Below are 21700 nucleotides of genomic sequence, written 5' to 3'. Positions count from 1 at the left end.
ATATTTTTAAACGACAAAAGCACGCTCTTAAGGCGTGCTTTTCCCTTTATTCTTATACGTTTATCCCGTTATCTGACTAAATCATAAGTGACGCACACAGGACGACCTGTCCGTGGTTCCTTAACGATCTGTGCATCAATTTGAAAAACTTCTTTTAATGCATGAGGTACCATGACCTCATCAGGCGTCCCATGACAGATGATGCTCCCGCCCTTGATTGCAACCATATAATCGGCAAAACGAGCCGCTAAATTTAAATCATGCAAGACCATCACAATGGTATAACCCTGCTTTTTGTTAAGATCACTTAAAAGCTCCAGTACCTCCAACTGATGAGATAGATCAAGATAAGTAGTAGGCTCATCAAGCAGAATAAGATCGGTCTGCTGCGCCAGTGCCATAGCAATCCACACACGCTGACGCTGTCCGCCGGAAAGGGTATCCACAGAACGATGTTCCAATTCTGAAAGCTTTGTCACTTCCAGGGACCAGGCGATAATCTTTCTGTCATTCAAGGCGAGCCTGCCAAAGCCCCGCTGATAAGGGAAGCGTCCATATGCTACCAACTCTCCCACGGTCACCCCATGAGGAGCGGTAGGACTTTGTGGCAGAATCGCCATTTTTTTAGCAATTTCCTTAGTCGCGAGGGTTGTAATATCCTCTTCATTTAAATAGACCGCTCCCGCTTTAAAGCGCAGAATACGCCCCACTGCCTTAAGGACACTCGATTTTCCACAACCATTAGGACCGATAATGGTTGTAATTTTTCCATGAGGAATTTTCATTTCTAAAGCTTCTATAACGATACTCTCATCATAGGCGATTGCTAAATTGGTTGTTGTGATACTATCCATAATTTCACCTGCTTTTTAATGAATGGCAAGACTCTATCTTCTACTTTTCGCTAGAAGGTAGAGAAAATAAGGTGCACCCACAACTGCAACAACGATACCCGTCGGTATCTCCGATGGCTGCACAAGAGTCCGGGCTATTATATCCGATATGGACACCAGCAAGGCACCTGTCAATGCACAACACGGCAATAAAATCTGATGCCCTGGTCCGACGAGGCGACGTGCTAAATGGGGGGCTATCAGTCCGACAAAACTGATATTACCGCTAACGGCGACACAAGATGCCGCCAATGCCACTGCAGCCGCCAATAATATCCTTCGCTCTTGTTCTACCGCTACGCCCAACCCCAAGGCAATTTCCTCACCAGCACCCAGTACATCTAGTACCCGCGCCTTGAAAAATACATAAGGAACCAGTACTAGCAGCCATGGCAGCAGTGCTATGACAAACTTCCAGCTAGCGCCCCAGATGCGCCCCGCCTGCCACACTGTGACAAAATTAAACTGACTCTCGTCCAAAAGAATCACCAAAACAATCATGGCAGCACTGATCCCAACCTGCATACCTACTCCCGTTAAAATCAGGCGCAGGGGAGATAATCCCTCTAGATTTTTATAAGCTAATAGGTAAATCAGTACTGCTGCAAGGCCAGCGCCAATCAGTGCCAGAAAGGGCAGAGTGAATATAGAAAGGGCCGTTTTTGTTGGAAAAAGCAGGACAAATAGTACAACCATCAATCCAGCACCGGCGTTAATTCCAAGCAGTCCAGGGTCAGCCAACGCATTTCTGGCTATTCCCTGAATGATACATCCTGAGAGGGCAAGTCCCGCACCGACCAGCATAGCAATGATGATACGAGGCATCCTAAAAGTAAACAAGACTAAATTCTCTTTGTCACTGCCACCTCCAAGGAGGATGCGTAGAAGATCATGAAAAGTTAAATGGGTATAGCCGGATTTCATGCTGAAGATGATGGAAAGAACCAGTAAAACCCCTAGTACAAGCAGCACAGCAATAATTTTTGAGTTTTTTTTCTTCTTTTGCCGGCCCGTAGAACCCATCTACGCCTCCCTCCTTTGTTTACGTGCTAAGTACAGGAAAAAAGGGACACCGATGAGGGCAATGATAGCACCGATTGGTGTTTCATGCAGAGGATTAAGCATCCGTGCACCCAGATCTGCCAATACCAGCAGCAAGCTCCCCAGCACTGCCGAGGAAGGAATGATCCAGCCGTAGTCTACCCCTACCAAATAACGAGCAATATGAGGAATAATAAGTCCGACTAAGCCCACAGGCCCTACTACGGATACGGAAGCTCCTGCCAGTACTAAGACAACAAGAGCAGCGGCGAACTTTACAATATTCACCCTTAGTCCCAGCCCCTGAGCAATGTCATCTCCTAAGCTGAGCAGCGAAATGGAGCGGGAAAGCAGGATCGCTGCAAATAAAGTCACTGCTATACACGGAAACAATATGCGAAGCTGCTGCCACGTCGTCCCCGCAACACCACCTGCCGTCCAAAAGCTTATCTCCTGTGCGACACCAAAATAAATAGCAATACCATGGCCGATTGCTGCCAGCAGCGCACTAACCGCAATTCCGGCCAACACCAGCTTCATAGGAGTCGCTCCTCCCCGCTGCAGGGAACTAATCCCATATACCATTCCAGCACTCATCGAAGCACCGAGAAAAGAATATAAAATGATGTAGTTGTAAGATAGACCGGGCAAAAAGGCAAAACAGAGAGACAGTATAAAACTTGCTCCTGCATTAAGCCCCATTAGACCGGAATCCGCCATGGGGTTCTGCGTGATGCCCTGCATCACTGCACCAGCCACAGCTAAAGCAGCCCCTACTAACGCACTTGCCAACACACGAGGCAGACGTAAATCCTGTATAATTAAATGCTGCATTGAACCGGGAGTAAAGTGCATTAGTGCATCCCATGCAGCAGACAGAGGCATCTGCACCACGCCCTGTGTAAGAGAGAATGCCATGGATATCACTAGCACACAAATTCCAACTATAATCACTAACAGCGCTCTCCAAGAGCGACCTATTTTATTTACAAACGGATCTGAACGAACAGAGTCATTTATTGAAACTTTCATCTATGCCATCACCTCCATACCATTTATTCAGCACTTAGTAATCCGTATTAAGTACTGAATTGAGCGTGATGAAGACGGCTGTAGATTCCTTTTTCAGCCAGCAGCTTTTGATGACTGCCTTGCTCTGCAATACCTTCCGCTGTAACTACGATGATACGGTCCGCATTCTTAATCGTCGCCAGCCGATGAGCAATAACAAGGGTTGTCCTTCCTTTGGAGAGCTCTGCCAGTGCTTTTTGAATTGCCGTTTCTGTTTCTGTATCCAAAGCAGAGGTGGCCTCATCCAGTATAAGAATCGCTGGATTTTTGAGAAACATACGAGCAATAGAAAGTCTCTGTTTTTGCCCACCAGAAAGTTTCACGCCACGCTCGCCAATAACGGCATCCAGACCGTCTGTTTGAGCACGGATAAATTCATCCATTTGAGACCGCACTACCGCCTCCCATATTTCTTCCTCTGTTGCATTCATTTTACCATACAAGATATTTTCGCGAATGGTTCCCGCAAATAGAAAAACATCCTGCTGCACAATACCAATTTGCTGTCGGAGAGATTGAAGTTTAATTTTGTTAATATCGATTCCATCAATGGTGATACTTCCGGATAACACCTCATAAAAGCGAGGTAGTAAACTGCACAGAGTAGTCTTTCCTCCACCGGAGGGTCCTACGAAGGCCACCGTTTCACCTGAAGGTATGAAAAGGTCCACATTCTCCAGCACAGGACAGTCTTCCTCATAAGCAAAACTCACGCTGTTGTAGCGAATATTTCCTTGCAAATGCGGTGCATCAACAGCATCAGGTGCATCGACAATATCTGGCTGGATATCCATAATTTCTACAAAATTTTTGAATCCGGCAATGCCTTTAGGGATTCTCTCCACCAGAGTGCTGATCATTTGAATTGGCCGGATGATGATATTAATGAGTAGAATAAAACTAAACATTTGCCCACTAGTCAACTCTCCTTGCAGAAAAAACCAGCTTCCTCCTGCTAACGCGAATAAAGATAAAAAACGCATAAGCAGGTAGGTAATCGCTGTGCTGGCGGAGAAGATCTTAAATCCTTCCATCTTGACCTTATGGAACCATTGATTGTCAGAAAGGAACAGCTTTTTTTGATGCTCCTCATTCGTAAAAGCCTGCACTACACGGATACCTCCCAGAGCGTCCTGCAGCCGAGCATAAAAACAGCCTACACTAGCAAACATCTGCCTAAAAGCACGTGTCATTTTTTTAGCAAAAACAAAGATAACCACCATTAAAAGCAGCAATAACAAAAACGTCATCAATGACAGCTTCCAGCTGATAGTAAACATCACTCCTAATGCACCAATCAATGTGATGAGGATAATAAATACATGCTCTGGTCCATTATGAGCCATACTCCCCACATCCATTAGATCATTGGAGATACGTGACATCAACTGACCAGTCCTATGGGTGTCAAAAAAACGGAAAGATAATTTCTGCATATGACTAAACAGCTCATTACGCATGTCTGTCTCTATATTGAGCCCTAACATATTCCCCCAGTAATTGATTACAATATTAAGCCCCATATTAATGACATAGACGCTTAACAGGCCTATGCATGCTAAAAGTACCCAATGCCAATTGCCGCTAGGCAACAATTTATCCACTACTTGAGCGACCGCCAAGGGAAAAACCAATTCCAAAGCAGACATAAGTACTGTACAAGAAAAATCTAATAAGAATAGCCCCTTGTAGGGACGATAATAACTAAAAAAACGACGAACCATTAAAATATTCTCGCTCCTTCTTCAAAAATAGCGTAACCATTATAATTTGATTTATCGTCAAATCTATAAGGCTGCTAATAACTTACTTTGCCAACGTTTTGACAACACTTTTAACTCCATACTCTGTTGCAACGATTCCCACTGTAAATCCCGATCGATCTAGAAAATAGACATGCCCTCTTTTTACTGCCTGTAAAGCACTCCAAATGGAATTGCCCTTCAAATCCTCCATTTTTTTTTCAATACCCGGAACTTTCATTAAAAAAATATGATCAGGATTTAGTTCTGCCAGTCTTTCCAAAGAAATCCTTCCTGTCTTTTCAGGATAGCCATTCGGGACATGCAGTCCCAAACCACTTTGATCATCAAAATACGCGGGATAGTTCTGCTTACCATAGATACCAAACGATCCTTTATCCGCCAATGCTAAGAATGCAAATGTTTCCTCTTGGTAGGGTAAAAGTTTATCTCGCGATTGAACAATCAGCAACTCCAGCTGGGCAATACGCATCTCTGCATCCTGTTCTTTGCCAATCACTTTTGCAATTTCCCGCGGAACACTTCTCCAATCAAGGGAAAGCGGCTGTGTATCCAGCAAGACTACTGGAGCAATCTTGGATAATTCATCGTATATCTCTTCATTATATCTTGTACCAATGATTAACTCTGGTTCAACATCAAGCAACTTTTCAAGATTAATGCTGGTTTGGCTGCCCAAGTCAATTAGTGAATTGGCTGCCAGATAGGGTTTTAGTGAATCCCATTGTGTCATAACTGTAACTTGAGGTGCTGCAACAGGTGGTGCATTCAGTGCAAACATCGTTTCTACTAGGGGGAAAGCCACCATGGCAATTCGCTGAGGCTGTTTCTCAATACTAATTTTATTACCTTTTGAATCTATGTAAGTCCGAGGGAATACTGCTTCTTTTCTCGGCATTTTACTACTGTCAGATGATGATTGGGAGACAATATTTGTTTTCAGATGGTTGCTGCATCCTACTAATCCTCCTGCAACTATCCCTAATGACAGAAGTATTACAACTATTCTTTTCATATGCCTCCTCCGTTTATTTTGCCGTCACATTTTTAGCATTAATAATGAAATTCGACATCACTACAGTACTATATCAAGTAAAAAAAAAAGTAGGAATAGACATATTCCTACTTTAGCCCGTATTTTTTTCAAAAAAGTTTCTTAGCGTACTAGGTGAAGCGCCTGTACGCTTTTTGAAAAGCTTGCTAAAATAATACGAATCCGAATAGCCAACATAATCAGAGATTTCTGACACAGAGCAAGTAGTTGTACATAATAATTCTTTGGCTCGTTTCATTCGCTGAGATATCAAATATTCATTTGGACTCATTTTCGTATGTTTTTGGAACAAATAAGCAAATTGCTTACTGCTCAACCCGTACTGCCCAGCTAATTTAGGGATGGTCAGCTGCTCCATATAATGATTGTCCATATATTCAATTGACTGCTCGACTAACGAACGTCCGCTTTCCTTTTCTCGATTTGTCGAACATGTCAAAACTTCATCCATAAAACTTAAAAACAGTGATTTTGCTCGTAAAGCCTGCAAGTTGCTCGGCATTCTTAAGGTGTGGCAAAGTCTTTGCAACATATCATTAATTCGTGGACTGTAACCTGAGTTTAGTTCATAATGAGATAATGCGTAAGGAAATGTGCATTTTTCACTTTCAGGAATTTTATAGTGTATCAGTACAAATTCCCACGTTGACTCCCCAAGAACCTCTTTATCCAACGTCATTTTAGGTCCTGCATGAAAAAATCTGCCGGGTTCCATTTCATAAGTCACACCCTCGAAAGTCATTCTTGCCTTTCCTCGCAAAGGAAAAATAATTCCTGAAGCTGCTGCAGTATAGGTGGCTACACATTTTCTGCCGGGTTCTATCGCAAATCTACCCGCGTCGATAATATCAAATGATATCCGGGAGAAACCGTCTGCCATATCATCAATGTTAACCTTCATTGTACATGCTCCTCTTCATTAGAATAGAATAATTAGAGAATTATTTTTATTGTTATCGATTTAAATAATCAATTGACTTCATACTTACAATTTTCAAATTCCATTATGACAATGAATATCATTATCATAATGGAATAGATCCCCATTTGTCAATCAATCTCCCTTAAGAATACTAGGTTCAATGTTCATTTTTTAATATAAAATAGTATTCTCAATTAAAAACGACTGGAAAAAATACAGGATCGTTTTGAATTCTCTCCATTTACTTTATTTTTTTGCTTGATATGATAGTAGTTATATTGACTAATTTTCGATATTATTTAAGAAAGAAGGTTTATGATTGAAAAAAATTGCCATTTATGGGAAAGGCGGTATTGGAAAATCCACAACCGTATCCAATGTAGCAGCAGCTATGGCCTGTATGGGTCTTCGTGTGATGCAGATCGGCTGCGATCCTAAGGCTGACTCTACCCGCAATCTAACGGGTGGACAATCCATTCCAACGGTATTGGATATTTTACGGCGAAAAGGTGACGCCCTGTTAAGCGATTTCGTAGTAGAAGGAGCTTGCGGCGTTTTTTGTGTGGAAGCCGGTGGACCAGTTCCGGGGGTAGGCTGCGCGGGGCGCGGTATTATCACTGCTTTTGAAAAACTAGCGGAACTAAACGCATTTGAACACTATGAACCAGATATTGTACTTTATGACGTACTAGGGGATGTTGTTTGCGGGGGCTTTGCCATGCCGATCCGTGGGGGATATGCCGATGAAGTCTGCATCGTCACTTCCGGAGAAATGATGTCATTGTATGCTGCTGCCAATATCACTCAAGCGGTCAAAAGCTTTGGGAAGCGTGGATATGCCACACTTCGTGGTCTAATCCTCAATGCTAAAAACATTGATAATGAAGAGCCTTTAGTCGCACAGGCTGCCAGTGAAATGGATACGCAAATTCTGTATCATCTGCCACGCGATCCCTTAGTACAGCAAGCAGAAGCCCAGGGTAAAACTGTGACGGAAGCGTTTTCAGTCAGCTCTATGGCTGTGCATTATCAAACCTTAGCAGCTCTTTTATTGAAGGATTAGCCAAATAATTTTCAGCCCGATTTGAAAGGAGCAAGGATTGTGCCCGTTTTACCTGAAAACATGTTGCTTCACTTAAAGAAATTATCTACCGTCCATTCGAATAAGGGAGTTCATTTTCTAACCCCTGCGGCATTTCCAGGCAGCCATTGTCCAATGCACTCTGCAGCTCGTTTAGCTGGCTCAATACAAGGACTATCTTCCCTAGTAATAGGCACACAAGAGTGTGCCTATTATAGTCGATTGGTTCTTCGAGACTCCTATGGCAAAGCTGGCGAGCTGCATTGGATGTATGTGCTTGATGCCAATGAAGTAGTATTCGGCTGTCGAGAAGGCTTGATCCAGGCACTGGCTGAGATGGATCAAGCAGATGCAAAAGCTATATTGCTGATCGTCACTTGTCTGCCAGACTTAATCGGCGAGGATATAGAAGCGATTATCCATGAACTGCAGCCAAAACTAGCAGCGCGCCTTATTTCTATATCCGCGCCACATTTTGCCTGCAACGGCCACCCTTCTGGCATTTGGCGCACCTTAGAAGCTATGGTTGGCATTATGCAGCAACGTACTATGATTCCCCATAGTGCGAACCTCCTGGGTCTGCACGCCGCTTCTGCGTCAGAAGTCCCTCTGCTAACTTCCTTGTCTTATGCCGGCGTAAAGCTGCGATGCTTAGGACCAGACAACACACTTGATGAGTTTCTCAGTGCAACAGATGCAGCTATTAATATTGTTCTATCCCCTTATATGCTTCCCTTGGCAAAGCGTATGGCCAATGACTTTAACACCCCTTTTGTTTCCTTGCACGATACGTACGGCATGCATGACATTGATGCTGCCTATGCGCGCATTGGAGAGCATTTAGGTTTGGACTTTGGTGATGCTTTCACGGAGGGGCGAAGCGCATTGAAGAAAGCAGAGGAAAGAGCTGCTGCTAAGCTTAGAGGACTAAGCTTTTTTGCCACCGATCTATCTCTTGATCCCATTCCCTTATCTGCTTACTTGTCTACCCAAGGCATGAAACCACTACTGCTGCATATTGAAGAATTTTATCAGGAAGATAGACAGTGGGTACAAGCCATGCATACTCAGGGACACGATCCCTTAGTGTGCCACCGAGTTAACAATTTGGCAGAAACATCTGTGTTTGAAATTCTAAAGCCTGCTTTTAGCCTAGGACCTGTCCCCCCCTCGCTGAAACCAAAAATATCTCATGTTGACCAGCTGCACAAAATGAACGGCTTCTTTGGCTACGAGCGCACCACCTGGCTGCTGGATAAAATGATGCAAGCCCTAAGCACACCTGCATCAGATTTGTTGAAGGAGATGATTTAAATGGGATTGCACCGTTTTCATCCTACGCCATCTGGACGCATGGGCACTTTGTGGACACTTTCTACTATACGCAATGCGGCACTAGTAGAGTTTGGCTCTATGGGACATATGCTTTATGGGCGAGCCGCATTAAAAAGAATGGGGAAAAATCCAGATTGCAAACTGTATTCTACCCATATCAATGAAAGTGATATCGCAATGGGCGAAACCAAGCGACTGACACAAGCAATTGCTGATATTGTTCTTAGAGACCAGCCCCGAGTAATATTTGTACTTCCCTCTTCTGTACCGGAAATGATTGGAACAGATTTATCTGCTCTGTGCAGAGAACTGCAAACCAGTTATCCCCAGGTACGGTTGCTGCCCTTTGGAGCTGGTGGTTTCAATATCGAACTATATCAAGGTGTTCAGGAAACCTTACTTCTTCTGGCAACAACACTGCCCCTGGCTGTGCCCCCCACGTCAGTCCCCACCTTTAACCTTATTGGATCCTGCACTGATCTATTCCAATTTAACGCAGACGCCCAGGAAATTGTAAGAATAATGGAGGGGGCTTTTGGAATAAGACCTATATGTATCATGACCTCGGACACCTCAGTTGAAGATATAGAGCATATGGGCGCCGCTCACATCAATTTGGTCATTCGCCGGGAAGGTTTGCCCGCTGCCTGCCATTTACAACAGAAGTTTGGTACCCCTTTAGTAGAAGGTCGCCCTTATGGCATGCAGGGTACATACTCTTGGCTAAAGCAAATCGCCCAAATACTAGATAGGCCTGTCAACCAAGATTTTATTATTCAGCAGCAGAACGAAGCACAACCCATCATGGAAATCGCCCCCGGCTTTTTTTCTCATCAAAAGAAACCAGTGGAATTGTCCGTAGGAGGCCATGCTGATGTAGTTGCAGGAATCTTAACTTATGCCTGCAGCGAACTAGGACTTACCCCTGGTCTGTGCTGGTGTGATAGTCCTGCCATGGCAACAGAAACTCTGCCTTATTGGCAGGAAACACAATGGTCACAAACAGTGACTAGCAAACATCAGGGGCTGCTCATGGCCAGCGGAGAAGTACTGACGTGGGTCGGGCGCAGCAATTTGGCAATGCAAATTGCCAACCCTAGCCGCGGATGGCAATTGTACCCCTATTCTCCACCCTATATGGGATTTCGCGGTGCAATGAATTTGGCGACCACCTGGATGAATGAAGTCGTTCGAATGCTCTGACTTGAAATAACACCCCTTTACCAATGGTAAAGGGGTGTTATTTGTTTACTTCTTATTAGCGTTAAGCAGCTTACTTGCACCTTGATCTAAGAACCAAAATAGTTCACCATTTTCGGGTACAATCATTTGAGAGGGCAATCTCAGCAGATCCTGGGGTCCCTTTAGTACCTCACATACAATTTGAGCTTTACTATCCCCAGTTACTAAGAATGCAACCGTCCTGGCATTATTAATGAGGGGAGCTGTCATGGTCACACGATGACTATCAAGTTCTGTTAAATACACATGACCAGTCCAATGTTTTTTTTCTTGTAATACAGAAGTATTAGGGAATAAAGAAGCTGTATGCCCATCCGATCCTAAACCAAGAAAAATAAAATCAAATTGAGGCACCTCTTCCAAAAAGGTCGATACAATTACTTCCTCATATTTCTTAGCTGCCTGCTCAGGAGTTGTGTTGCACACAATGGGATGAATTTGATGCGGAGGGATTGGCACATGATCTAAAAACGCCTTTCGGGCCATCAGCTGATTGCTGCGAATATCATCTGCAGGCACATATCGTTCATCCCCCCAATAAATATGTATTCCTTCCCAAGGTATCTGCTCGGAGTAAGGAGGCTTTGCTAGTATTTCATATATTCTCTGTGGTGTTTGCCCGCCAGCCAAGGATACAGTAAACTTACCTCTTTCCGCTACTGCCAAACATGCCTTCTTTAAGAATAAATTAGCAACTGCCCTCCCCAGGGCATCTACGTCCTCATACATTGTAATCATCTTTTTCTTCCTTCCTTTTCCTTAAATTCTAAGCAGGCAGGAACTAGCCATGTTCTTCCATCCTGGGTAATCAAATCTTCAGCAGATTCAGGCCCCCACTCACCAGGTGCATAATTAGGGAAATCTGCCGGAGAAGTCTCCTCCCAATGTTCTAATACCGATTCTAATACAGACCAAGCTGTTTCTACCTGATCATTTCTCATAAACAGTCCAGGATCGCCACGCACAACATCTAACAACAATGTTTCATAGGCTTCGGGAGAAGAAGACTGAAATACTTCCTGATAAGTATAATGCATTTCCACCGGTTTGATCTTCATTCCCGGCCCCGGCTCTTTTGCCTGTGTGCGCAGCATAATACCTTCCTTAGGTTCAATTTGAATCGCCAAACGATTCGATTGCATTACCTTATCAGAAAAAGGATGATGCGGTACTGGCCTAAATTGCAGAGAGATTTCGGAAACACGACCTGGTAAATGCTTGCCTGTACGCAAATAAAACGGCACTCCCTGCCAACGCCAATTATCAATAAATAACTTCATTGCTACAAAGGTCTCTCTACCTGAATCTGCCGCTACATTTTCTTCTTCTCGATATGCAGGTACTGGAAGATCATCTACCACTCCTTTGCCATATTGACCGCGAACAGCGAATTTTTCTACCTCATCTTTACCAATCGGGCGAATCGCATTGAGTACATCCACTCTTTTATTACGGACTTCATCAGCCTGAAAGGAAGTAGGAGGCTCCATCGCCACCAGGCACATTACCTGCAATAGATGATTCTGAAGCATATCACGTAAAGCTCCAGCCCCCTCATAATAACCCCCTCGTTTACCAACACCAACTTTTTCTGCCACTGTTATCTGCACATGGTCAATAAAGCTGCGGTTCCAAATCGGTTCCCACATGGCATTGGCAAAACGAAATGCCAAAATATTTTGTACGGTTTCTTTGCCTAAATAATGATCAATACGATAGATCTGCCCTTCATCAAAGACCCCTGTTAATACCTGGTTAACCATTCGGGCAGACTCTAAATCTCTGCCAAAAGGTTTTTCTATGACAATACGATAGCTTGTTTTTCCGCGGAAAACCTGCTGCTGTCCTAACTGTTCCACAATTACCGTAAATAAGGTAGGAGGGGTCGCAAGGTACAATACCTTGTTCGCCGACTTATACCACCCCTTATTTAATTCTTCCAATAGATTCCTATAGGTTATTTCATCATGATAATCAGCTGCCATATACGATATAGTAGCTGCAAATTTTGACCAATCATCGTCCTTGCTCTTACCTCTGCGAGAAAAGGTATCCACGCCTTTACGCAATTGCTGGCGAAACGTTTCATCATCCGAACTCGTGCGTGCAATGCCAATAATGCAGAAAGGCTCAGGCAATAATCCATCAATAAACAAATTGTAGATAGCAGGTATAATTTTACGCTGTGTTAAATCCCCGGATGCACCAAAAATAATAATTACAGTGGGATCAAGTTTTACATCACGCATCATATATGCCATTCCTCCATCCTTTATACAGGTACCAAACTCAACCTCAATCTAACCTATTCTGTATCTTTTACTTTCGAATACTCTTCCAATATTGTAATAATTCTTTATATTGCTATCAAACTCCTTGTTCTCTAGTATTTTACCCCAATTATTTAAAAATCAGCCTTTAGTCCCAGTTTAAAAAAGTAAATGCATTTCAAAGAATTATCCGCTAAAATAATACATATCTAGTTTTTTTTCGATATTTTTTTATTTGTAAAAATAAGGAGTTTTTATGAAACTATTGCTGGTTGAAGATGAACAGCGGCTTGTTGAAGCCCTCTCTTATTTATTAAAGAAAAATGGCTATGCAACGGATATCGCGATGGACGGAGAAAGTGGTGTAGAAATGGCGTTAACGGGCATTTATGATGTCATAATCTTAGATCGAATGCTCCCCAAGCTAGATGGCATCTCCCTTTTACAAGAATTTCGTCACCGGGGCTTTGACACTCCAGTCTTATTCTTAACTGCCAGAGATGCTCTTAAAGACCGAATAGAGGGTCTGGATGCAGGTGCCGATGATTATTTGGTTAAGCCTTTTTCATCTGAAGAATTATTGGCAAGATTAAGAGCTTTAGCCCGAAGAAAGACAAAAGAGCTTATCAATCAGACCATCACAGCCTCAGGAATGAATTTTGATCCTCTGCGCGGCGAAGTCACCAAAGGTCAGGAAATTATTCAGCTTAGCGTTAAAGAGTCTCTTCTGCTGGAGCTGCTTATGTACAACCAAGGGCAGGTCATTACAAAAGAACGTATTTTCGAAAAGATTTGGGGCTATTATTCAGGAACTGATATCGCAAATGTAGATCTATATATTCATTATTTGAGAAAAAAACTAAGTACATCTGCCATTAAAACAGTGCGTGGTGTTGGTTATTTATTCGAGGAGAACTAGTATGTTTCACAAACTACGTTTACAGCTTGCTATTATTCACTTAATTATCATTGCTGTACTTTTTTTAATTTTAACAGTGGGAACTTATTTTTTTGCTGAAAACCAAATGAGAAATCGTGCCTTTGGAATGGGAATCAAATTAATATCCGACATTCAATCAGGCCTAATTAACGACCTGCCAGATCACGGTCCTCGAGATCAAGACAGACATCCTCCTCATGATGAATCTTTTCAACCACCAAGGCAGCCACCAGGCCAGCCGCCACCAGAACATCCCCTTGTTTTCTTTGTTAAAACAGATGCTGACAACAAAATTTTTTTTACTTCCTCTACCCAGCCTCTGGATTTCGCTTCTTTATCCATTCTTGTGCAAGAAAGCCTGGGACAAAACGAAACAACTGGTACAATTTCTTTGCAGGAAAGCTATTATTATTATGTAAAAGCTCCCCTGCGAGACCAGTCAGGAATGGTTATCCTTTTTCAGAATTTTGATCATGAAAAAAATCTTCTTCACAGTCTCATCAAGGCCTTAATTATCGTTGGTATTCTTTGTTTGCTCTTATCTTTAGTCGCAAGCCTTTATATGGCACATCGTGCTATGATTCCTATTTCCAGCGCTTGGGAACAGCAAAAGAATTTCATTGCAGACGTCTCTCATGAATTACGTACTCCACTAACTGTCATGCAAACCAATTTAGAAATCGTCCTTGACAATCCGGAAGGGACGATTGCCAATCAAAGTAAGTGGCTGCATAATATCAAAGAAGAAACAGATGCTATGGCTAAATTAATAACCTCTTTACTCTTTTTGGCACGTGCAGATTCAAGACAACCCTTACTGGAAAAAAAGGTTTTTTCCCTAAGTCAAGGTATTCTTCGTTCAATAGAAGCACTTGCCCCTTTAGCCGCTGCCAAAGAAATTGCTCTTGAGCTTTCCATTGCTCCTGAAATCCAATTTTATGGCGATGAAGGATCTATGAAGCAACTCATCAGTATTTTCTTTGACAATTCGATTCGTCATACTCCTTCTGGCGGAAAGTTCTTCATAATACTATCTCAATCTAAAAAAGAAATTACATTTATTTTTACTGATACGGGAGAAGGAATCGAAAATATACATTTAGAAAAAATATTTGATCGATTTTACCAAGTAGATAAATCTCGTTTTAAAGGCGGTACAGGGTTAGGACTTTCCATCGCCAAGCTAATTGTGGAGAGTCATGGAGGCACTATTAAAGTTTCCAGTCAGCCTCTATTAGGAACAAAATTCTGCGTAAAATTACCCATATCCTGATTTAGGATATGGGTTTAATAAAGGAACAAATGATTGAATCACAAAGGCACAATGCCACTGCTGCGGTACACAAAGGAGTACACGAAAGATATAAATAAGTTCCTTTGCGTCTTTGTGGTTCAATTCGTTTTATATGTTTTACTGTTCTGTCAGAGTGAAGCAATCCCTTTTAGAGATTGCTTCACTCTGCTCGCAATGGCAAAAAACATCTATTCCGATCCTGTAACTCAAAACGTAACAACTATAGTAGAAAAAGTAGATTCCCCCCTTTTTCACACGGTCTGACGTTCGTTTTGCTTTATATTTAAAGCCTTATAAAAGAATTTAAATATAAAGCAAAAGGGCTATTACAAAACTCAACCGAGTTCTGAATAGCCTCTTTGAATATTTACATATTCTATTTTTTATTACTTTAAAGTGTGTATGTAGTCAATAAGATCTTTAAATTGCGCACCATTCTTCTCAATTATCGGTTTAACGGCTTCTTGCCACTCAGCTATGTTGTCAACAGTAGTAATTGTAACGCCAGCAGCTTTAATCTTTGCGTTAGATTTTTCCTCATATTTAGCCCAGGCTTCCTTTTCTGTGGCAACAGAAGCAGTAGCAGCATCTTGAATAATCTTTTGATCAGCCGGTGACAATTTATTCCACATAGCTAAGCTTATCAAAAGTATTTCAGGAACACGTTGATGTCCATCTAAAATATAATTCTTTGCAACTGTATAGTGGTTTGCAGAGTCAAATGAAGGCGCATTATTTTCGGCAGCATCGATTGTACCAGTTTGTAATGCTCCAAATACATCACCATATGGCATTACAATAGGATTTGCACCCAGAGCAGTAACCATCTCAAGGGTAATTGCACTTTGTTGTACGCGTATTTTTTGACCTTTCAAGTCGGAAAGCTTCGTAAGAGGTTTGCTGGAATAGAAGCTTCTAGCGCCAGACTCGTAGTAAGCCAATCCCATCATATTAGATGTTTGAAGATCTTTTAGCAGTTTCTGCCCTTTATCACTATTCAAAAATGTCCATTCTTGACTTGAATCTTTAAATAAATATGGAAGAGCAAACAATCCCATTTGTGGGTTGAAGGAGGTAAGTGCAGCACTGCTAACTCTTGTCATATCAACTGTACCACCTGATTGCACCTGACTTACAACTGAGTTTTCGTCACCTAATGTTCCGCCAGGATAAACTTCAACATTAATTCTTCCGTTTGTGGCTTGTTTAACAAGTTCTGCAAATTTCTTGTCGCCTTCAGTTGTAGGATAGTCCGCTGGGTGAGCTTCAGCCAACCTTATAGTCACTTTTGCTCCTTCACTCGCTTTTTCCGCATTTTTTGAAGCACCTGCGCTACAAGCTGTCAGCAAAACAGCACATAACAGCGATAAGATTAGAACTGACAAACTTCTTTTCATTTTTTTAGCTCCTTTTTTAATTTATTATTTTTTAATACAAAATATATTTAACGCATGAACTGTGGTAAATATAGAGATAATTGAGGAATGTAAATAATTATCATCAAACAAATAAACAGGATAGCATAGAATGGAGTCATGTGCCTAACCGCTCTCCCTATAGGTGTATCTGTCAAGGCACACCCTATAAATAAAACAGCACCATGAGGTGGAATCGTCAAGCCAATTCCCAGACTGAGCATCATAATAATTCCGAAATGGAGAGGATCTATATGCATGCTAAGTATAACTGGCTTTAAGATTGGTGTCATAATCATAATCAATGGTGCCATATCCATCGGTGCGCTTAGCAAAATCAACAAGCAAGCTATGATAAACAATACCATGAGCGGGTTACTGGATATTCCTAATAGAAGTGCAGTAACCATATCTGGTATACGCAAGATTGTTAAAACATAGCTAAAGGCTGCAGAAGCTGCCATTAGGAAAAACACAAGAGAGCAGATTCTTAATGTTTTTAATATAATTGGCCAAAACTCTGCAATGGGAATATCTCGATAAAAGAAGAAGGTAACAATGAAAGCGTACAAGCAAGCAATGGCCCCCGCTTCAGTGGCTGTAAACCACCCAGTAAAAATACCCCCTAGGATTATAACGCATGGCATAATTGAAAATATTCCATCAAAAATAACTTTCCCGCGTTCTTCTTGCGGTATAATTTCAGTCATTGTGTAGCCATTTCTAATAGCTAGAAAGCGACCAGCAAACATTAAGATTGCACATATAACGATACCAGGAAAAACACCCGCTAGGAAAAGAGCATTGATAGACGGAGCAGCTGCGCCATAAGCAAGAGCATACAAAATCAAATTATGACTTGGTGGAACAACAACACCTTGTATAGAAGCAGAAATAGTAAGGCTTGTAGCAAACTCCTTGCTATAACCTTTTTTTACCATCTGCGGAATCATAACAGTACCCACAGAAGCCATATCAGCACTAGCTGAGCCGGAAATGTTGCCAAACAATAGGCAAGCAAGACAGTTTACCATAGCAAGACCACCCTTAAAGCGGCCAAAACCTAATAATGCGAACCGTATTAATCGTTTTGCTAGCCCGCCTTCCCCCATAATTTGACCAGCCAAAATAAAGAACGGAATGGTAAGTAACGCATAAGTATTAAGACCATCGATCATTTTGTGAGAAACTAACTCAAGGCCAAAATCCTCCATTAAAAAAACAGATATTGTAGAGGCGACAATACACAACGAAATCGGCACTCGTATCAACATTAGGCCAATAAATGTTACTGTAAGAACAATAATTTCAAGAGTAGTATGATCCATCAATGGCCACCTCCCAATCCTTTATGTCTTTTCAAATCAATGCCAAAAAACTGTAATATGCCATAGAACAGAATAAGGACACCTGATACGGGTACTGCAAGAGTTCTGTAGGCTATAGGCAAATTACCCATGGTAGGAATAACTTGACCAAAGTCGTTTAGCATAAGCTTTGTGCCATAAACGATCAATATTAGTGCAAAGACAACTTCAATAATCGAAATGACCCTTTCAATATAAAAATCTGCTTTTTCGCTAAAGTGGATAGAGTTAAAAGCAAGGTGTATTCTTTCACGAAAGCCCATCGCAATGCCCAAAAATGAAAACCATATAAGTAAAAATATTGTGGCATCTAAAGACCAAGTCGGTGTATAGCTGAACAATTTTCTCGCAAACACTTGAAAACATACAATCACGATCATTATTAGCAACAGTATCTTTGATAATTCTTCAAAGGCCTTATCAATAGATAGCAGTAAACTTGATATCCACTTTACTTCGTTATTTTGAATTTGTGCGGGTTCTTTTGAATCTGCCAAAATATCAACCCCTCATATATAATTTAATACCAATTCTTACTATCTTCACTATAGTGCCTTCTTCACGAAAACAAACTGTCAGCGGATCATCACTGCCGATAAGGGGCATTTCTGATTTCGACTTGCGCAGAAGCGCTGGTATATCGCAAATAGATTCAAGACAGCCACGATTGCCGCAGTTGCACAAAGTTCCCCCTTCCTGCATCACCATATGCCCAATTTGTCCAGTATAGCTTTTACTTGCATGCCCGTTGGGTCATTTTTTAGATTGGCAATACCCAAACTTGTTCATGCCACGTTACCTCCAAGCCAATCACATACCTTGTTCTGCAATTGAATTCCAATTGCAGGGGACGCCGTCGGCCGTGAAATTTTCCGATGACCCGAGTTTTGCTCATCTCATCCCATCACTTCCCTCCAACCGCAGCAACTTAATTAACTTAATTAACTTAATTAACTTAATTTGCTATTTATTTGAAAATTCCTTCTAAATTTTTTTATTCTGAATTTTTTATTTTTTAAGAATGACAGCGTGGACGGCAGACCAATGTCATAAAGCTATAATGTAGAAAAATGGGTATAAGACCAAAAATTACTTTTTTCTATTGCCTTGAGCATCTTCTGTCCAAGTTCTCCATGTAGAATTTCCATTGATGCTTTACTTATAATGATCTCTTCCCCTCTACTTACTGCAAACAATGAGAATTTAAACAGTCCTTATTTCATCCGGTGTGAAGAAATCTTTCCGTATTGGTGTGAATACATCGATCAATACAGAGTCATCCTCCAAAGAAACAACTCCATGCAAGACATTCTTAGCAGCATAATAGCTATCCCCCTGCTTAGCAATTTTAGTTTCGCTGCCAACCGTAATTTCAAAACTTCCCTTAACGACATAGCCTATTTGCTCATGTTCCGAATGGCTGTGAGGGACCCCAATGCTTCCTTTTGCAAACTGAAATTCTACTAGCATAAGTTTGTCCTCTGCAACTAGTACTTTGCGTGACGTTTTATCACCAATATCTTTTCCTTGCAGCTCTTGATTTGTAATAATCATTAAAATCCTCCTTTAGCACAGATAACAATGTCCATGTTGAATTGCCATAATGCGTCTTTCCCTTTAAAGTATATATGAAATTTTTTTCATTGTATTGACTGAATATTGTGGTAAAATGTTGTTGTATTGTTATTCTTAATCTAGGAGTGGTAACCTTGCAGGCAATGAGTGGTTTTGATTTCGATTTTGGGCTCAATGCAAATCCGCACCAATTTATCCACCAGCATACTACTTCATCCAAAAATACTTGGGACAAATTCCACTCCCACCCAGGCATGGAGTTTATTTATGTTCTGCAAGGAGAAGGTTCAGCAATTGTCGATCAGAATATCTATCCATTTAAACCAGGATCGCTCATGTATTTTCAGCCCTTTCAGCTGCATAGGGTAAAGGCATATATACCAGAAAAAACGTTTTACATTCGATCAAAGCTGCTGCTAGAGCCATCAATTATCGATTGCTATTTACAAAAATTTACTGATTTGCATCGTTTCTTTCAGCATCTATGGCATAGTAATTTAAGTTGCCAAGTCATTCAATCTACTAATTCCTACCAATTTGAAACTCTATTTACACTCTATGGATCTCGTCAAAAGCAATTGGAACTTACAGAAGACTTTGCTTTATTTTTTCTACTTTTTATCACTACAGTAAAAGATCAATGGAATGTTCAAAATCAAATGGAGAGAAAAACGCAGCTTCGTCACATCCACTATGCTGAATATGTTATGAGATGGATTGATGCAAATTATCATGAAGAATTTACATTAGAATCTTTAGTAAAGGAGCTTCATCTTTCACGTTATCATATATCCCACTTATTTCGTAAAGCTACAGGTAGCAGTATCACCGAATATCTTACTTATCGCCGCCTAAGAGAAGCTTCACTATTATTGCGGACAACATCTTTGCCTCTGCAAGAAATCAGTAATAAAATTGGTTTTAACAATGTCTCCTACTTCTGTCAGCTCTTTAAGAAGAACGTAGGAGTTACCCCCTCTCAATATCGGATAAAGCAATAACTCGATCCATCATTAAAAATTTATATTTGTTAATTATGACTCTACAGAATAAATAAAAAGGAGTTACATGAACCCCTTTACGAAAAACAGTACCAACACAAGGTACTGTTTCTTTTGTTTTATATGTTTTTTCTATTCGAGTAGTGATTCGCTAAGCTACAGCTTCTCTAATCACCATTTTTTTCCTAGAATAACAATATCCGTATCGCAAAAACTACAACCGAAAAGAATCGGTAGCGATATGGAAGGATGACAATCATTCTGATGGATCTTAGTATCATAATTCCTACTTTCAATGAAAAAAATAATGTTAGAATCATTGCTGAGAAAATAATGAATTTATTGCAAGGAAGTAATTCTTCCTTCGAAATCATTTTCGTTGATGATAGCCTTGACGACACACCTGTCCTTTTAGAAGAACTTTGTCAGCAATATAAAGAAGTAACATATATTCACCGCCGCAATGAAAAAGGCCTAGCATCTGCAGTTGTTAAAGGCTTCTTGCACTCTCAAGGCAATCAGATTATCGTTATGGACGCTGATCTTCAGCATCCTCCTGAACTACTCCCTTTGATGATCAAACGACTGGCACATTATGATGTTGTCATCCCCAGCCGCTTTGTTGCTGGCGGTTCAGATGGAGGCTTAAATATCGTACGCAAATTAATCTCAGGGATTGCCAGGGGAATTGGTTATGTTTTTATTAAAAAGCTGCGCTGCATCTCCGATTCTACCAGCGGTTACTTTGGTTTGAAACGAAGTGTTATTGATCAAGTGCAGTTAAATCCTATCGGCTGGAAGATACTTATTGAAGTTCTAGTAAAAGGGAGATACCAAACCGTACATGAAATTCCTTATTCTTTTTTGGCACGGGCAGCAGGAACATCAAAAATGAACTTGAAAGAGCAATTCAATTATCTAAAACACATTGGACAACTTATGATGTATCACCCTGAACATCGTAAATTTTATTATTTTTGTATGATTGGAACCTTGGGCGTCTTAGTCAACTTATCGTGTTTACATTTTTTTCTGCATTTTCTGGGAATGGAAGAATTAATAGCTTCTGTTTATTCCTCTTCCATTGCTATGTTTCATAACTTTATGTGGAATCACAAAGTAACTTGGAAAGAATGTAAACAACAACGTTTATGGAAGCAAATGATGCAGTTTCCTCAATTTATAGTAATCTGTAGTCTAGGTATTGCCATTACCACTTTATTTACTCAAGCGTTTCTCTTTTTAGGGTGGAACATCTATGCAGGCCAGCTAACAGGTATTGCCGTATCAATCCTCTGGAATTTTTCTGCTAACAGCAAATGGACATGGTCTGCTACGTACTCGCAAATTAATGCTGAGCAAGAAAATTTAATTGTCACCCAGGAATCACCGAATAAAGAAAAATGCATACAAGTAGAATTTTAAAACAGAAAGGG

Annotated in this window: 20 protein-coding genes; 7 read left to right on the top strand and 13 right to left on the bottom strand. The window is 41.1% G+C overall.

The genetic code is table 11. The annotated features are described in order from the left end of the window. Positions 1–68: 68 nt before the first annotated feature. The 6 genes from BMZ99_RS05745 to BMZ99_RS05720 form a co-directional block, all read right to left on the bottom strand. Entirely contained in the window at positions 69–854 is a 786-nt protein-coding gene (locus BMZ99_RS05745) for an ABC transporter ATP-binding protein (protein ID WP_090933848.1), read from the bottom strand. 33 nt (positions 855–887) lie between these two features. After that, positions 888–1916 (bottom strand): FecCD family ABC transporter permease, encoded by a 1029-nt coding sequence (locus BMZ99_RS05740; RefSeq protein WP_090933846.1) that lies wholly within the window; start codon positions 1914–1916, stop codon positions 888–890. After that, on the bottom strand, positions 1917–2966 hold the full coding sequence (locus tag BMZ99_RS05735; RefSeq protein ID WP_090933844.1) for a FecCD family ABC transporter permease: 1050 nt from the start codon (positions 2964–2966) through the stop codon (positions 1917–1919). 47 nt (positions 2967–3013) lie between these two features. Continuing rightward, positions 3014–4729, bottom strand: a complete 1716-nt coding sequence (locus tag BMZ99_RS05730) for an ABC transporter ATP-binding protein (RefSeq protein WP_090933842.1) — start codon at positions 4727–4729, stop codon at positions 3014–3016. A gap of 82 nt (positions 4730–4811) precedes the next feature. Then, positions 4812–5783, bottom strand: a complete 972-nt coding sequence (locus BMZ99_RS05725) for an iron-siderophore ABC transporter substrate-binding protein (RefSeq protein WP_090933841.1) — start codon at positions 5781–5783, stop codon at positions 4812–4814. A 112-nt stretch (positions 5784–5895) separates the two neighbouring features. Continuing rightward, positions 5896–6723, bottom strand: coding sequence for a helix-turn-helix domain-containing protein (locus tag BMZ99_RS05720; RefSeq protein WP_090933839.1), 828 nt, complete (start codon positions 6721–6723; stop codon positions 5896–5898). A gap of 340 nt (positions 6724–7063) precedes the next feature. Between BMZ99_RS05720 and BMZ99_RS05715 the strand changes: the two genes are divergently transcribed. From BMZ99_RS05715 to BMZ99_RS05705, 3 genes are read left to right on the top strand one after another with little or no spacing between them, the layout of a single operon-like run. Then, the gene (locus tag BMZ99_RS05715) at positions 7064–7807 is read left to right on the top strand and encodes a nucleotide-binding protein (RefSeq protein ID WP_090933837.1); all 744 of its coding nucleotides are present in this window, start codon (positions 7064–7066) and stop codon (positions 7805–7807) included. Positions 7808–7846: 39 nt separating this feature from the next. Beyond that, the gene (locus BMZ99_RS05710) at positions 7847–9139 is read left to right on the top strand and encodes a nitrogenase component 1 (protein ID WP_090933835.1); all 1293 of its coding nucleotides are present in this window, start codon (positions 7847–7849) and stop codon (positions 9137–9139) included. Next, entirely contained in the window at positions 9140–10363 is a 1224-nt protein-coding gene (locus BMZ99_RS05705) for a nitrogenase component 1 (RefSeq protein ID WP_090933833.1), read from the top strand. Positions 10364–10408: 45 nt separating this feature from the next. On the opposite strand, the gene pgl is transcribed toward BMZ99_RS05705, so the two are convergent. Both pgl and zwf read right to left on the bottom strand, forming a co-directional pair. Then, the gene (gene pgl, locus BMZ99_RS05700; protein ID WP_090933831.1) at positions 10409–11140 is read right to left on the bottom strand and encodes a 6-phosphogluconolactonase; all 732 of its coding nucleotides are present in this window, start codon (positions 11138–11140) and stop codon (positions 10409–10411) included. Continuing rightward, on the bottom strand, positions 11137–12654 hold the full coding sequence (gene zwf / locus BMZ99_RS05695) for a glucose-6-phosphate dehydrogenase (protein ID WP_090933829.1): 1518 nt from the start codon (positions 12652–12654) through the stop codon (positions 11137–11139). Before zwf ends, pgl begins: the two co-directional genes overlap by 4 nt. A gap of 274 nt (positions 12655–12928) precedes the next feature. Between zwf and BMZ99_RS05690 the strand changes: the two genes are divergently transcribed. Beyond that, on the top strand, positions 12929–13591 hold the full coding sequence (locus BMZ99_RS05690) for a response regulator transcription factor (protein ID WP_090933827.1): 663 nt from the start codon (positions 12929–12931) through the stop codon (positions 13589–13591). A gap of 1 nt (position 13592) precedes the next feature. After that, positions 13593–14885 (top strand): sensor histidine kinase, encoded by a 1293-nt coding sequence (locus tag BMZ99_RS05685; RefSeq protein WP_090933825.1) that lies wholly within the window; start codon positions 13593–13595, stop codon positions 14883–14885. Positions 14886–15292: 407 nt separating this feature from the next. On the opposite strand, the gene BMZ99_RS05680 is transcribed toward BMZ99_RS05685, so the two are convergent. From BMZ99_RS05680 to BMZ99_RS05660, 5 genes are all read right to left on the bottom strand, one after another. Next, complete coding sequence (locus BMZ99_RS05680; protein WP_090933823.1) at positions 15293–16303, bottom strand: TRAP transporter substrate-binding protein; 1011 nt, start codon at positions 16301–16303, stop codon at positions 15293–15295. Between the two features lie 47 nt (positions 16304–16350). Further along, positions 16351–17649: a TRAP transporter large permease gene (locus BMZ99_RS05675; RefSeq protein WP_090933821.1), complete on the bottom strand. Its 1299-nt coding sequence runs from the start codon at positions 17647–17649 to the stop codon at positions 16351–16353. After that, positions 17649–18185 carry a TRAP transporter small permease gene (locus BMZ99_RS05670; protein WP_090933819.1) on the bottom strand — a complete coding sequence of 179 codons (537 nt, stop codon included), beginning with the start codon at positions 18183–18185 and terminating at the stop codon, positions 17649–17651. Before BMZ99_RS05670 ends, BMZ99_RS05675 begins: the two co-directional genes overlap by 1 nt. A 4-nt stretch (positions 18186–18189) precedes the next feature. Further along, positions 18190–18405 carry an ROK family protein gene (locus BMZ99_RS05665; protein WP_281246758.1) on the bottom strand — a complete coding sequence of 72 codons (216 nt, stop codon included), beginning with the start codon at positions 18403–18405 and terminating at the stop codon, positions 18190–18192. A gap of 486 nt (positions 18406–18891) precedes the next feature. After that, positions 18892–19242, bottom strand: coding sequence for a cupin domain-containing protein (locus tag BMZ99_RS05660; RefSeq protein ID WP_090933814.1), 351 nt, complete (start codon positions 19240–19242; stop codon positions 18892–18894). Between the two features lie 107 nt (positions 19243–19349). Between BMZ99_RS05660 and BMZ99_RS05655 the strand changes: the two genes are divergently transcribed. Both BMZ99_RS05655 and BMZ99_RS05650 read left to right on the top strand, forming a co-directional pair. Then, entirely contained in the window at positions 19350–20264 is a 915-nt protein-coding gene (locus BMZ99_RS05655; protein WP_245754832.1) for a helix-turn-helix transcriptional regulator, read from the top strand. A 249-nt stretch (positions 20265–20513) separates the two neighbouring features. Continuing rightward, the gene (locus BMZ99_RS05650) at positions 20514–21689 is read left to right on the top strand and encodes a glycosyltransferase (protein ID WP_245754831.1); all 1176 of its coding nucleotides are present in this window, start codon (positions 20514–20516) and stop codon (positions 21687–21689) included. The last annotated feature ends 11 nt before the right edge of the window (positions 21690–21700 follow it).

Source organism: Pelosinus propionicus DSM 13327, from assembly GCF_900114615.1.
GTDB classification, from domain to species: Bacteria; Bacillota; Negativicutes; order DSM-13327; family DSM-13327; genus Pelosinus; species Pelosinus propionicus.
This window is presented reverse-complemented; position numbering and strand designations above follow the sequence as displayed.

Excerpts from the sequence above, each read along its gene's own strand:
- BMZ99_RS05685 (WP_090933825.1), top strand. The coding sequence starts at position 13,593 with ATGTTTCACAAACTACGTTTACAGCTTGCTATTATTCACTTAATTATC.
- BMZ99_RS05720 (WP_090933839.1), bottom strand. The coding sequence starts at position 6,723 with ATGAAGGTTAACATTGATGATATGGCAGACGGTTTCTCCCGGATATCA.
- BMZ99_RS05740 (WP_090933846.1), bottom strand. The coding sequence starts at position 1,916 with ATGGGTTCTACGGGCCGGCAAAAGAAGAAAAAAAACTCAAAAATTATT.
- BMZ99_RS05680 (WP_090933823.1), bottom strand. The coding sequence starts at position 16,303 with ATGAAAAGAAGTTTGTCAGTTCTAATCTTATCGCTGTTATGTGCTGTT.
- BMZ99_RS05650 (WP_245754831.1), top strand. The coding sequence starts at position 20,514 with ATGACAATCATTCTGATGGATCTTAGTATCATAATTCCTACTTTCAAT.
- zwf (WP_090933829.1), bottom strand. The coding sequence starts at position 12,654 with ATGATGCGTGATGTAAAACTTGATCCCACTGTAATTATTATTTTTGGT.
- BMZ99_RS05660 (WP_090933814.1), bottom strand. The coding sequence starts at position 19,242 with ATGATTATTACAAATCAAGAGCTGCAAGGAAAAGATATTGGTGATAAA.
- BMZ99_RS05690 (WP_090933827.1), top strand. The coding sequence starts at position 12,929 with ATGAAACTATTGCTGGTTGAAGATGAACAGCGGCTTGTTGAAGCCCTC.
- BMZ99_RS05725 (WP_090933841.1), bottom strand. The coding sequence starts at position 5,783 with ATGAAAAGAATAGTTGTAATACTTCTGTCATTAGGGATAGTTGCAGGA.
- BMZ99_RS05745 (WP_090933848.1), bottom strand. The coding sequence starts at position 854 with ATGGATAGTATCACAACAACCAATTTAGCAATCGCCTATGATGAGAGT.
- pgl (WP_090933831.1), bottom strand. The coding sequence starts at position 11,140 with ATGATTACAATGTATGAGGACGTAGATGCCCTGGGGAGGGCAGTTGCT.
- BMZ99_RS05675 (WP_090933821.1), bottom strand. The coding sequence starts at position 17,649 with ATGGATCATACTACTCTTGAAATTATTGTTCTTACAGTAACATTTATT.
- BMZ99_RS05705 (WP_090933833.1), top strand. The coding sequence starts at position 9,140 with ATGGGATTGCACCGTTTTCATCCTACGCCATCTGGACGCATGGGCACT.
- BMZ99_RS05735 (WP_090933844.1), bottom strand. The coding sequence starts at position 2,966 with ATGAAAGTTTCAATAAATGACTCTGTTCGTTCAGATCCGTTTGTAAAT.
- BMZ99_RS05730 (WP_090933842.1), bottom strand. The coding sequence starts at position 4,729 with ATGGTTCGTCGTTTTTTTAGTTATTATCGTCCCTACAAGGGGCTATTC.